We start from the raw sequence: 12905 nt of genomic DNA on the forward strand, positions 1-12905 counted from the left end.
ATTCTCCTTTTTTATGTAAATTCATTTTTCTTTCTGAAAAAAAGTGACCACACTATGTTAACATCATGTAGTCACTTTGTCAAAAATGAAAGAAATTTGCTTGTCCAAACAGAAAAAAACTTGGTTAAATCTTTATAAATAAAAGGTTTAGCCAAGTTAATATTTTTATAATATTTCACACAATCATTCTGCAAGCTGATGTTCCGGGTAAAAAAAGTTTGTCATACGCTGTAGCGTATACTCATTTCCAATAAAATGAACGATATCCCCTGCCGTAAATTTAGCATAAGGTCCAGGTGAAACAAGTAGTTCTTCGTTATGAGAAATTGCGATAACTGTAGCACCAGTCGCCTGCCAGATATTCAACTCGCTAATCGAACGGTCCAGATGCATTGCTTTTTCTGATAAAGACAATTCAAACGGAAGTAAAGGGTTCATCTTATGTATTCGCTTCGTTTGATTGACCAGCTGATCCAATAATTGAGAAAAATGATTCAGCTCATCTTGTTGCTTCTCCACACTCGCCATGATTTCTGCTTTTGTATCTTGGATAGATTGTACATCTTGATACTGCAATAGGAAATCTTTTGCTTTTTCTTTCGAAGCAACAAATGCCCCACTCCCATGCCGTACTTCCATGATCCCAAGATCTACCAGCACATTGATAGCCTTTCGGGTAGTCTCAGGAGAAGCATTGTACGTACTGGCAAGCGTTGAGCGAGCATGGATCTTCTCACCCACTTTATATCGGTTTTCAACGATACGTTCGGCTAAATCAACAGCAATCTGCTGATAGCGCGGGCGGACGATTTTTTTCTTTCCAGACATTTTCTTTCCTCTTTCTTTTTTTACTTTCCCTCATCTTACTATGCTCTAGCAAAATAAGCAAAAAAGGGGAGAACAGACTCTTACAACGACTGATCATCGCTTGATCTGTTCCTTTTTTACTGGGCAAGCTGTTTGACAGTCATCACAATTCTTTCCGGATTTTAAACGAGTATAGACAATCGCCCCTGCACTTCCAAAGATTAATACACTTAATAAGAATGTCGCCATCCTATTCCTCTCCTTCTAATGACAATATAGCATAAAACTGGTTCTTGGATTTTGGCTGACGGAACAAAACATAAACGAGTCCTATCATCAATAAAATAGCAAGATACGTCCCTAACGCTACCTGTCCACCTTCCAATAAGTGTCCCAACTGATAGATCACAAAACTAACTAAATAAGCTAAACCGCATTGATAGCCTATGGCGATCCAAGTCCATTTCTTGGCATTCATTTCCCGATGGATAGCCCCAATTGCCGCAAAACAAGGCGCACAAAGTAAATTGAAGGCTAACAATGAATAAGCTGCTGCGGGAGTATATGTGTGTTGTAGCACTTGCCAGATTTCTCTGCCATTTTCGGATACTTCCGCATGTCCAAACAAAATACCGAATGTGCCAATAATATTTTCTTTAGCAACTAATCCTGTAATCGCTGCGACAGTTCCTTGCCAATTCCCCCAACCAAGCGGCTGAAAAACAACAGCTAGGATTCGTCCGAAAAAGGCTAGGATACTTTGGTCTTCAGGAACAGGTTGAGCATAAAAATTATAAGAAGAGCTAAACCAGATCACGATACTAGAAACAAAGATAATCGTTCCTGCTTTTTTTACAAAAGACTTGCTGCGGTCATAGGTTTGTCTTAGGATCGTCGACCATTGAGGAAAATGATATGCGGGCAATTCCATGATAAACGGAGCTGTTTCTCCAGCAAACAAACGCGTTTTTTTCAAGCTGATTCCAGAGAAAATAATTGCAGTCATACCAAGAAAATAGGCAGAAGGAGCTACCAAAGATTGGTGAGGAAAAAAGGCCCCTGCCACTAAGGCAATAATCGGCAATTTTGCAGAACAAGGCATGAATGTCGTGACCATGATCGTCAACCGACGATCTTGCTCGTTTTCAATCGTGCGAGTAGCCATGACGCCTGGTACGCCACATCCTGTGGCAATCAGCATAGGAATAAAGGATTTTCCTGAAAGCCCGAATTTCCGGAAAAGTCGATCCATGACAAAAGCGATCCTCGCCATATATCCGCAGTCTTCTAGAAAGCTCAAGCATAAAAACAATACGATCAATTGCGGTAAAAATCCTAATACTGCTCCCACGCCTGCGATGATGCCGTTCAAGATCAGCTCCTGCATCCATCCGGCTACTTGCCATTCAGCTAGCAGTCTGCCAACATGTTCTGGTAGCCACGTTCCAAACAATGTATCATTGATCCAATCTGTCCCCATTGTTCCTACTGTTTGAATAGCCAAGTAATAAATCAGCCACATCACAAATGCAAAGATTGGCAAGGCTAACCAACGATTCGTTGCAATCTGATCGATTTTGTCACTCATCGATAATTGGAAAGAATCATTTGACACGACAGATAGTGCACATAATTGGGTAATAAATTCATAACGTTCATTGACTAGAATCGTTTCACTATCGTCATCCAATAGTTTCTCTGTCAACTGGATCAGTTGTTCGATTTCTTTTTGCTGAGAAATTGTTATCTCATCATCCTCATTCACCTTCTGATCTCTTTCAAAATATTTCATTGCATACCAGCGTTTCTTGCTGCTTTTTTCTCCTAGTACATCTTCAATTTCATGTAAAGCTGCTTCTAAACGCGGATCGTATGTACAGGGAACAGGAATAGAAGGCCGTTTTTTTGCAGACTCCTGAATCTTTTCGATTAATTTTTCGATTCCTTGCTTTTTCAATACGCTGATTGGTAAAACTGGTACACCAAGACCATAGGAAAGCTTTTCTAGGTTGATTTTTTTTCCTTCTTTTTTGATGACATCCATCATATTCAGACCAATGATCATAGGAATGTCTAAGTCCAATAACTGCGTAGTTAAATATAGATTCCGCTCTAAATTGGTAGCATCAATGATGTTGATGATCAGTTCAGGCTGTTCATGAACCAAATAATCTCTTGCAATCACTTCTTCGGGTGTATAAGGAGACAAAGAATAGATACCGGGTAGGTCTTGAATGTGAATGTTCGGATTTTTTTTCAACGATCCTTCTTTTTTTTCTACTGTTACACCCGGCCAATTCCCTACATATTGATTCGAACCAGTCAAGAGATTGAACAAGCTCGTTTTCCCGCTGTTTGGATTTCCGACTAACGCGATATTCATTCGTTTTCCTCCCTTTGTACCAAGATTAGTTCAGCCTCTGACTTTCGTAACGTCAATTCATATCCTCGCACTGTCAGTTCGATTGGATCTCCTAGAGGGGCTAGTTTTCGGATGACTATTTTTACATTTCGCGTCAATCCCATATCCATCAACCGCCGCTTCACTGCGCCTTGTCCGTGGATGGCTACGACGATCCCCGTCTCTCCTGCTTTTAATTGATCAAGAGAAGTCCAGCTTTCAGAGGAAGCAGTCTTTTTATTGACAAAGATCTGACTTAGTATTTCCCGACTTACTGCCACTCGATGACTTTTTATCAGTAAAATGGCATTGTTGCCTGATAAATTGACGACGACGATTTTACTTCCGACAACGACCCCAATATTTTGCAAATGGCGTTTTGTTTTTTCTTCTGTTTCAATTCGTTCGACTTGATAAACGAAGTTTTGCTTTGCCTGCGCTAAGGTCTGCATATTGATTCCTCTCTTGTGAAATAAATCATGTGTTGAAACCATTCATTCTATGTTCTAGTTTTCTTACGTATTACGCAAATAAATGAGAATCATTCTCACATAGAATACTCTCGGTAATTGAGAATGTCAATTACACTTGTGATATTATGAGCGAATCTTTAGTATTGATAGATAAAAATGAGAAAAAAATATTTTTTCATAGTTTTCCACAATTTTTTCTCTATTAGATTTGCTATTTTCCCACACGATACTTGTTTTCAGCTCTTTTTTCAAAAACACAAAACTTAGTATTCCACAGTTTCCACAACACAATATGTAGTGTTTGTTGTTTGACTTTTTTACTAAGAGTTTTATACTATCTATTATAGATAATAAGAATGTGTTTAGAGGAGGCACTCATCATGAACGTAAAAATCTTTTCTAAAAATAATTGTATGCAATGCAAGATGGTCAAGCGTTTTTTAACAGAAAATCAAATCGCTTTTGAAGAAGTCAATATCGATGAACAACCGGAAGCAGTAGACTGGTTGAAAGCACAAGGATTCCAAAGTGTTCCTGTCATTACTTCCGATGCAGAAACAGTTATCGGATTCCGTCCTGATCAGTTGCGTAAACTTGCCAGCTAACATGACTAAAAGAATCAAAACAAGATACATGGATTTGAAGGGCTTGAGACAGCACCAGTTTTTGTCGCAAACTTCCAAATCCTTTTTTAAAGCTTAAAAACAATGCAATGATTTGCAATCAAGCATCATCAAATACGAAATGAAGGTTGGGCGTACGTATGAGTCTTAAAAATTTACAAGATGTCAGTTATTTCAAGCTGAATAATGAAATCAATCGACCAGTCAATGGTCAAATCCCTTTGAATAAGGATAAAGAAGCTTTGGCTGCCTTTTTTGAAGAAAATGTCAAACCAAATACGATGACTTTTCCATCTATTATGGAAAAAATCAATTACTTGATCGATCAAGAATATATAGAAGCAGAATTCATCCAATTATATTCACCATCATTTATTGAAAAGCTATATCAATTTTTGGACGAACAACATTTTTCTTTCAAATCTTTTATGGCTGCTTACAAATTTTATTCTCAATATGCGTTGAAAACCAACGACGGTTCCGCTTATCTGGAAACTTATGAAGATCGAGTAGCCTTCAATGCGCTTTACTTTGCGAACGGAGATGAAGAATTAGCACTTGCTCTTGCAGATGAAATGATCCATCAACGTTATCAGCCAGCTACACCTTCTTTCTTGAATGCTGGACGTAAACGTCGGGGCGAATTGGTGTCTTGTTTCTTGACTCAAGTCACTGACGATATGAACTCTATCGGGCGCTCAATCAACTCTGCTTTGCAATTGTCCCGTATTGGCGGCGGCGTGGGGATTACTTTATCAAATCTTCGTGAAGCCGGCGCTCCTATCAAAGGATACGAGGGTGCTGCGAGTGGTGTCGTTCCAGTCATGAAATTATTCGAAGATAGTTTCAGCTATTCTAATCAATTAGGTCAGCGTCAAGGAGCTGGTGTGGTTTATTTGAATGTGTTCCATCCAGACATTATTGCTTTCCTTTCAGCAAAAAAAGAAAATGCAGATGAAAAGATTCGCGTAAAAACTCTTTCTCTTGGTGTGATTGTACCTGATAAATTTTATGAATTGACACGTAAAAACGAAGACATGTATTTATTTAGTCCGTATAGTGTCGAAAAAGAATATGGTGTCCCATTCTCTTATGTAGATATTACAGCTGAGTATGATCATCTAGTTGCAAATCCAAACATTCGCAAACAAAAAATCAAAGCGCGTGATCTTGAAAATGAAATCTCAAAATTACAACAAGAATCTGGCTATCCTTACGTAATCAATATTGATACAGCGAACCGCGAGAATCCAATCGACGGCAAGATTATCATGAGTAATTTATGCTCAGAGATTTTACAAGTTCAAACGCCTTCTGTGATCAACGGTAAACAGGAGTATGAAGTATTAGGAACAGATATCTCATGTAACTTAGGTTCGACAAATATCGTGAATTTGATGCAAAGCCCTAACTTTGGTCAATCTGTGCGTACGATGACTCGTGCATTGACATTTATTACAGATGCATCTGATATCGATGTCGTACCGCCGATCCAAAACGGAAATAAGCTGAATCATACGATTGGATTAGGTGCCATGGGCTTACACACTTATCTTGCAAAAGAACAAATGGAATATGGCTCAGAGGATTCATTAGACTTTACAAATATTTATTTCATGCTGTTGAATTATTGGACACTTGTTGAAAGCAATAATATCGCTCGTGAAAGAAAACAAGTTTTCCATAATTTTGAAAAATCAGCTTATGCTGATGGCACTTATTTCGAAAAATACGTAACTGGAGAATTCCAGCCAAAATCAGAAAAAGTCAAAGCATTGTTTGAAGGGATTTTTATTCCAACTGCTGAAGATTGGAATGCCTTGAAACAAGCAGTAATGAAAGATGGGCTATATCACCAAAATCGCTTGGCAGTAGCACCCAATGGCTCAATTTCATATATCAATGATACGAGTGCAAGCATTCATCCTATCACTCGCATGATTGAAGAACGCCAAGAGAAGAAAATCGGTAAAATTTATTACCCAGCGCCTTATTTATCCAATGAGACGATTCCATATTACACTTCTGCTTATGATATGGACATGCGTAAAGTGATCGATGTTTATGCAACAGCACAACAACACGTCGATCAAGGCATGAGTTTGACTTTATTCATGCGTTCTGAAATCCCAGAAGGTATTTATGAATGGAAGACAACAACGAAGCAAACGACACGTGATTTGAATATTTTAAGACATTACGCTTTCCATAAAGGAATCAAATCCATTTATTATGTACGTACCTTTACTGATGATGCAGAAGAAATCGGAAGCAATCAATGTGAAAGCTGCGTGATCTAATATCATAGATAGATTCGCTTATTCATATTTTAATTAAAGGAGCATTCTCATGTCAGAAACATATTATGAAGCAATAAACTGGAATGAAATTGAAGATATCATTGATAAATCCACTTGGGAGAAGCTGACGGAGCAATTTTGGCTAGATACACGTATCCCACTTTCAAATGACCTAGATGATTGGCGCACATTGTCTCAATTGGAAAAAGATACAGTAGGACATGTATTCGGCGGTTTGACACTGCTGGATACTGTCCAATCTGAAAGCGGCATGGATCAGTTGCGTAAAGATGTCCGCACTCCCCATGAAGAAGCCGTTTTGAACAATATCCAATTCATGGAATCCGTTCATGCCAAAAGTTATTCTTCTATTTTTAGTACACTGAACACGAAAAAAGAAATCGAAGAAATTTTTGACTGGACGAATACGAATCCTTATCTGCAAAAAAAAGCTGAGCGTATCAATGAAATCTACAAACACGGTACACCGCTAGAAAAGAAAATTGCCAGCGTCTTTTTAGAAACATTCTTGTTCTATTCAGGTTTTTATACTCCTCTTTATTATTTAGGAAACAACAAATTGGCAAACGTAGCAGAGATCATCAAACTGATCATCCGAGATGAATCGGTACATGGAACCTACATCGGTTACAAGTTCCAATTAGGTTTCAACGAATTGCCTGAAGCAGAACAAGAAACGTTGAAAGACTGGATGTACAACCTGCTTTATGAACTTTATGAAAACGAAGAACGTTATACAGAAGAATTATACGATCCAATCGGTTGGACAGAAGAAGTCAAAACATTCCTACGCTATAATGCCAACAAAGCATTGATGAACCTAGGGATGGATCCACTCTTCCCAGATACTGCCAATGATGTCAACCCAATCGTAATGAACGGGATTTCAACAGGCACAAGCAACCATGACTTCTTCTCACAAGTCGGAAACGGCTATTTGTTAGGTCATGTAGAAGCGATGAAAGATGACGATTATTTGATTGGATTGGAATAAGGAAAAAAAAATTACGCACAAGAATATTCTATTCTTGTGCGCTTTTTTTATTCCACAACAATTTGTTTTTGTGTATCCGATGTTTGCGAAAAATCAATAGTAAAGCGACCCATCTGCTCATCATAGGTAATTCCTTCACTCATGCTTCGAACAGCTTCAAAATCATTTGGTAATTCAATCGTTATTTTCGTCTTTGTATGAGCAAGATCAGCAAACGTATAACTTTTTTCTTGTTCGTTTATTTTCTTTAATACAGAAAGTGGTTTATCTGTTTTTAATCCATCTAATTCTCCACCAGTATTATCCCAAAAATTGATACCCAAATAACCGGATTCTTTTACTTTTACCGCTTGAATTTTTGGAGTATTTTGAAGAATAGTAACTGGTTCTTTTTCTGCATATTCTTTTAATCCTTTTTCGTTCACTCCTGGTAATATCACATATGCATAAGCTTCATTGATTGGATGTTTTCCATGATTGATCAAAAACTTCCGATAACTTCCATGATAAACTTCATCACTGGGAAATGATTCGTTGATTTCCCTATAAGTACCTTGCCGTTCTTCACTTATCACTTTTACTGTTTCTTTCTCAGGAAAATAATAACCGATCGATGTTTCTGGTTGACTTGATTGTAACAATAACCATTCTTTTTCACTTTGTTCGGTTGGCTGGGTAACTTCTCCTGTTTCTGTTACAACTTTATAAGTAAACTGATCGTTTAATAAACGATTATCTATAACCGTTTCAATAGACGCATTTGTGTTACCGGTAATTCCCGAACCAAGCGCAATCAATTGATCGTCAAGCACAAACCACGATTTTTTCCCTTTGACATCCATTGGCAAAACTGCTCCATTATTCTTTGTTCCAGTTTTATTTAGAGCCATACCTACCACTGCCTGACCTTCATTTGATACACCGCCAACGGCTTTTTCATTTGATCGCACAGTCGTAAAAGAAGAGATTTCATCTTTTAAAGGGACTGTATCGACCGTTGTTCCTGGCAATCGATAAGGATCGACAGTCGGCCAATAGCTTTTACCGAATTGTACATCATCCTCATTATATAAGTAGACCATCCCATCCGATGTATGCCAGCCACGTTTGTTTTCTTTATTTCCTGCTTCAAAGAAGAGATACGGTTCGAATACATACTGATTCCTACCATATACTTACTGGTACGCTGAACAAAACGATCCATTTTATGATACATTTTTGTCCCTATGAATGGTAAATCCTTCCCTAAAATCGTCTGGTCTTCTAATAAGGATAGTGTCATGACCAGGTCATTATAATCTCTTACATTCGTTATATAATACGAAGGGTTCAATTGCATCCAATATTTGACTGCTTCTTTTAGTTCCTTTTGCTTATCTTCTGGTGCAAATTTTGAAACAATCAATAAATTATACATCGTTGAAGACCCGTATCCTACCTTCGTCTTTGAAGGCGCACGTGAAATAGCGCGTCCATTCACCATGGGAAGCATTTCACCTTGGTAAATCAAAGGAATAAAGGCCTTCTCTACATTTTCTACGAAAGCGTGAATGGCATCAGAAGCTGCTGTATAAGAAGTCCCATCCACAATCGTAAAAATCTGTCCGACTCCTTTGATTAGTACATTCCCGTAAGAACCTGTATAAGGAATATCATTATGCTGGATAAAGGAACCATCTGCGTAAAACCCATCTCCACTTGTCACGAGTTGAAAAACATCTTTGATCCCATTCACTGCTTGATGGATTTTTGTGGCATCTTTTTGTAAAATACCTACTCCTAAAACAGTCAATGATAAGTCTGTTCGATTAGCACCGGTCGTTGAAAAGTTAGGGATAAATGCAAGGTCTACAAATGAATCTTGTGGTTTAGTATATAATTGCTGGAATGGATCAGGTACATATTGACTCAAAATAGCTGTATATTGTTGGATTTTTTCACTGGATAGCTCTTGGTGCAACAGTAGAAGGATATTCACAAATTTTTGTGGGATACCAATTTGCCAATCCCACCAATTTCCATAATACTTTTTCCCATCATATCCTTTTTTGGTAATCATAAAATCGATTCCCTCTTTAATTGCTGCAGCAACCTCTGGCTGTTGATAAAGTGTTGTCCCTTTTGTTTTATAGGCATAAGTAAGTTTTTGGAGTTTCGTAAATTGTGTCGTCAAATCTGCTGAAGAAGTATTTCCCGATTCAAGTGGCCATAGATAGGTCCGGTCAGGTGATTGATCCAATGTTTGATATAAATTTTCCGCTTCTTTTGATAACGCTTCTATATATGCTCTTAATGACTCATTTTCCGGACTTTCTTTTTCAAAGACAAGTTGACTTTTCCATCGTTCTTCCATCTTTTGAAATTCATCTTCCTCGGCAAAGGTTGATATACTCATTCCAAATAAACTAATTAAACTAAGCATACTCATCAAAAGAAGCCTTTTACCCAAACCTTTTTTCTCCATCTTTGCTCCCTCTTTCTCATCAGATTGTATGAATATACAGAGGCTAAAATCACATTTATCTTAGTGAATGAGAAAACCGCTTAGCCTCTACTTTTTAGACAAATGTGTGAACGGACGTATCTCACTTTTCCTTTTTTAAGCTAAAATACCAAACGCACTTAATGCAATGGAAAGAATCAAAATGATCCAGATTACTCGTGTGGAATTCAATTTCTTTTGTCCCAACATCCAATAAGTTAATAAAACAAGTAACACTGGAACAAGAGAGGGTAAAATAGCGTCTAATGTATCTTGGATAACTAATTCCACCCCATCTTTTTTATAAACAAATGGGACCGCTGCCTTTACCACGGAAGGAATCAAAGCACCAATTACCGTGACACCTAAAACTGTTGCGGCATTAGTGAATGCAGATAATTTGTTTTTCAAAGTTGTGACAAGTTTGACTCCTTGTTTGTATCCTAATGGTAATAATGCAGCCCGTCCAAATAATAAAGCGATATTCGCGATGACCCAAATCACACACCCAACAATTGAGCCACTTTGAGCTAATGTTCCTGCGATCGATCCAAAAATCGTTCCCCAAATCACATGGAACAATGAATCACCTACGCCAGCAAGAGAACCCATTAAAGCTGTTTTTAAGGCAATGATTGTGTCTTTTGCTTTGTAACCATCTTCTTCTTCGATTGCCACATCAATCCCCATGATCAAATTTCCGAAAATCGCGTTGATATTGAAGAATTGATTATGTGTACGCATCATATCCTGTAATTGTGATTCGTCATTACCATAGAATTTTTTCAATACTGGTAATATCCCATATAAATAGCCAGAACTCATCATTCGTTCATAGTTCCAGTTCAGCTGACTTCCTAAAATATAGCGCCAACTAATCGCATTCAGCTCTTGCTTTGTTAATTTCTGGTTATTCATCCCCATCATATCCTCCTTCAAATGTTCCATTATTTGTGGCTGTCACTGTCGGATGTTCTGCTTTTTCACTATCTTTTTTAAATACAATAATTGCAGCAATCACACTGACGATTGAGATACCAAGCATTGGCACTTGTAAATAAGCGGCTAAAAAGAAACCCAATAGTAAATAAGGAATATATTGTTTTGTTGGAAGGTAATGCAACAAGATTCCTACACCAACGACTGGTAACACCCCACCAGCAGTTTTTAGTCCATTCATCAACCATTCTGGTGTATTTTCTGTGATCGTTGAAACAGCAGCATCACCGACTAAAAGCATCAATAAAATCGGAATGGCTCGTGATAATCCCCAAAGAAAAGAGCCAGATAAGACTAATCGCGGTATACGATTGATTTTCATATCATCAATTGCTCTATCTACACGATGCAAGAGATAAACATTACAAAAGCGAGCGACTACATCAAGTTGCAACATCAATAAAGATACTGGAACAGCCAATCCTATACCATACTCTGCACCTTTCCCAGAGATAACCGCAAATACTGTTCCCAAGACGGCTCCTGTGAAATAATCAGGAACTGATGCCCCACCGAAAGCCGCAATCCCTAGTTTCATTAGTTGCAATGTACCTCCAACCATCAAGCCTGTTTTCAAGTCTCCCATGATCATTCCAGAAATCATACCTGCGATGGCTGGTTGTGTTAATGTATTTGAAATAAGCGAATCATTGATTGCAATAAAAGCATAAACCGTAATAAGAATAATTTGATACGCTGCTAAGTGCATACTTTCTTCCTCCTCATTTTTGTTTAATTTCTCAGTTTATCCATGAAGTCAATAACTGGATCATTTGGTACCAATTGAGCGGTTACATTTATATCCATTGCTGCAATTGATTCGAACACATCAATTTCTTCATCTAATACTTTGATACTTTTTGTTATATCTTTTGATCCCTCTTTATAACTCATATTTCCAACATTTACGTGTGTTAGCTTTCCTCCGGCTTTCAAATAACGTAAGACATCTGTTGGATTTTTGAATACTAGGAATAGACGCTGTTTTCCATACTTTCCTGAACGTATATTTTTCGCAGCAGATTCAACCGGCAAAACTGAAAGTCTCATCGATGTAGGCGCTGCCATTCTTAAGGAAGATTTTTGTAACGTATCTGCTGCTGCTTCATCGTTGATCACAATGATTCGCTGTGTGTGCAAACTGGGCGCCCAGATGCCCGCAACTTGTCCATGGATCAAACGCTCGTCCATCCTGACATTCACGATATTTTCTTTTCCTTTATATGCCTCATACAATTGGCTATTATCCATTGGAAGGCTTGGTTCTTTTTCGATTTCTGTTTGTTTCATTTTTTGCTTCACATCAACAATGCCAGTTGTTGCTGCTTGGATCAATTCTTTTACCGTAGCAGTTGAATTCAACGTTGCTTCTATAACTAATGGTAAAGACATCCCTGCAATAATTTCTACATTTTCTGATTCTAGATAGTTGCTTAATGCTACATTACATGGCGTACCACCTAAAAGATCTGCAATAATCAAAGATGAGCCGTTAAGGGCTTTCATTTTTTTTAATAATTCTTCTTCGAATTGCCGATTGTCTCCATCAGGCGTCAACGCAACGACATGAACATGATCTTGCTTTCCGACGATCATTTCTAGACTTGCCTTAACACCTTCAGCCATACTGCCATGACTAATCAATATAATATTCTGCATCACTTTTCCTCCCTAAAAATAAAATTCTACTTAACATATTATCTTTTGTACAAACACACTATAACATAGTTTATCTCATTCGCAAACCTAACATCTTAACATGTTATGTTTTTTTATTTCTGTACAATTATCTAAAAAGTATCAGC

The 12905-nt window shown here is 37.8% G+C and carries 11 protein-coding genes and 1 pseudogene; 3 read left to right on the forward strand and 9 right to left on the reverse strand.

The genetic code is table 11. From position 1 onward, the window contains the following. Positions 1-183: 183 nt before the first annotated feature. From QK255_RS10755 to QK255_RS10770, 4 genes are all read right to left on the reverse strand, one after another. Positions 184-828: a GntR family transcriptional regulator gene (locus tag QK255_RS10755; protein WP_002287801.1), complete on the reverse strand. Its 645-nt coding sequence runs from the start codon at positions 826-828 to the stop codon at positions 184-186. Positions 829-921: 93 nt separating this feature from the next. Continuing rightward, positions 922-1056 (reverse strand): hypothetical protein, encoded by a 135-nt coding sequence (locus tag QK255_RS10760; RefSeq protein ID WP_002290587.1) that lies wholly within the window; start codon positions 1054-1056, stop codon positions 922-924. A 1-nt stretch (position 1057) separates the two neighbouring features. Then, a complete protein-coding gene (gene feoB, locus QK255_RS10765; RefSeq protein ID WP_002290586.1) occupies positions 1058-3190 on the reverse strand; it encodes a ferrous iron transport protein B in 2133 nt (710 codons plus the stop codon). Further along, a complete protein-coding gene (locus QK255_RS10770; protein WP_002290585.1) occupies positions 3187-3660 on the reverse strand; it encodes a FeoA family protein in 474 nt (157 codons plus the stop codon). The genes feoB and QK255_RS10770 overlap by 4 nt, the downstream gene beginning before the upstream one ends. 401 nt (positions 3661-4061) lie before the next feature. On the opposite strand from QK255_RS10770, the gene nrdH reads away from it, so the two are divergent. The 3 genes from nrdH to nrdF all read left to right on the forward strand — a co-directional run bounded on the left by nrdH (position 4062) and on the right by nrdF (position 7619). Next, entirely contained in the window at positions 4062-4286 is a 225-nt protein-coding gene (nrdH, locus tag QK255_RS10775) for a glutaredoxin-like protein NrdH (protein WP_002287795.1), read from the forward strand. Between the two features lie 158 nt (positions 4287-4444). Continuing rightward, positions 4445-6604, forward strand: coding sequence for a class 1b ribonucleoside-diphosphate reductase subunit alpha (gene nrdE / locus QK255_RS10780; RefSeq protein WP_002290582.1), 2160 nt, complete (start codon positions 4445-4447; stop codon positions 6602-6604). A 49-nt stretch (positions 6605-6653) separates the two neighbouring features. Continuing rightward, on the forward strand, positions 6654-7619 hold the full coding sequence (nrdF, locus tag QK255_RS10785) for a class 1b ribonucleoside-diphosphate reductase subunit beta (protein WP_002287792.1): 966 nt from the start codon (positions 6654-6656) through the stop codon (positions 7617-7619). Between the two features lie 47 nt (positions 7620-7666). Here the strand turns inward: nrdF and QK255_RS13435 are convergent, their stop codons facing one another. The 5 genes and pseudogenes from QK255_RS13435 to QK255_RS10810 form a co-directional block, all read right to left on the reverse strand. Next, entirely contained in the window at positions 7667-8059 is a 393-nt protein-coding gene (locus QK255_RS13435) for a polysaccharide lyase beta-sandwich domain-containing protein (protein WP_223493890.1), read from the reverse strand. Positions 8060-8077: 18 nt separating this feature from the next. After that, a pseudogene (locus QK255_RS10795) lies at positions 8078-10083 on the reverse strand (polysaccharide lyase 8 family protein); the annotation flags it as partial. Between the two features lie 135 nt (positions 10084-10218). Further along, complete coding sequence (locus QK255_RS10800) at positions 10219-11025, reverse strand: PTS system mannose/fructose/sorbose family transporter subunit IID (RefSeq protein WP_002290579.1); 807 nt, start codon at positions 11023-11025, stop codon at positions 10219-10221. Further along, on the reverse strand, positions 11012-11809 hold the full coding sequence (locus tag QK255_RS10805) for a PTS mannose/fructose/sorbose/N-acetylgalactosamine transporter subunit IIC (RefSeq protein WP_283341546.1): 798 nt from the start codon (positions 11807-11809) through the stop codon (positions 11012-11014). Before QK255_RS10805 ends, QK255_RS10800 begins: the two co-directional genes overlap by 14 nt. A gap of 23 nt (positions 11810-11832) precedes the next feature. Further along, positions 11833-12759, reverse strand: coding sequence for a PTS sugar transporter subunit IIAB (locus QK255_RS10810; protein ID WP_002290575.1), 927 nt, complete (start codon positions 12757-12759; stop codon positions 11833-11835). Between the last annotated feature and the right edge of the window lie 146 nt (positions 12760-12905).

Origin of the sequence: Enterococcus sp. ZQ21 (assembly GCF_030053755.1) — a bacterium.
Classification (GTDB): domain Bacteria; phylum Bacillota; class Bacilli; order Lactobacillales; family Enterococcaceae; genus Enterococcus_B; species Enterococcus_B lactis.

Bases quoted from the DNA above. Each gene is read 5' to 3' on its own strand.
- QK255_RS10755 (WP_002287801.1), bottom strand. From the start codon at position 828: ATGTCTGGAAAGAAAAAAATCGTCCGCCCGCGCTATCAGCAGATTGCT.
- QK255_RS10760 (WP_002290587.1), bottom strand. From the start codon at position 1,056: ATGGCGACATTCTTATTAAGTGTATTAATCTTTGGAAGTGCAGGGGCG.
- feoB (WP_002290586.1), bottom strand. From the start codon at position 3,190: ATGAATATCGCGTTAGTCGGAAATCCAAACAGCGGGAAAACGAGCTTG.
- QK255_RS10770 (WP_002290585.1), bottom strand. From the start codon at position 3,660: ATGCAGACCTTAGCGCAGGCAAAGCAAAACTTCGTTTATCAAGTCGAA.
- nrdH (WP_002287795.1), top strand. From the start codon at position 4,062: ATGAACGTAAAAATCTTTTCTAAAAATAATTGTATGCAATGCAAGATG.
- nrdE (WP_002290582.1), top strand. From the start codon at position 4,445: ATGAGTCTTAAAAATTTACAAGATGTCAGTTATTTCAAGCTGAATAAT.
- nrdF (WP_002287792.1), top strand. From the start codon at position 6,654: ATGTCAGAAACATATTATGAAGCAATAAACTGGAATGAAATTGAAGAT.
- QK255_RS10800 (WP_002290579.1), bottom strand. From the start codon at position 11,025: ATGGGGATGAATAACCAGAAATTAACAAAGCAAGAGCTGAATGCGATT.
- QK255_RS10805 (WP_283341546.1), bottom strand. From the start codon at position 11,809: ATGCACTTAGCAGCGTATCAAATTATTCTTATTACGGTTTATGCTTTT.
- QK255_RS10810 (WP_002290575.1), bottom strand. From the start codon at position 12,759: ATGCAGAATATTATATTGATTAGTCATGGCAGTATGGCTGAAGGTGTT.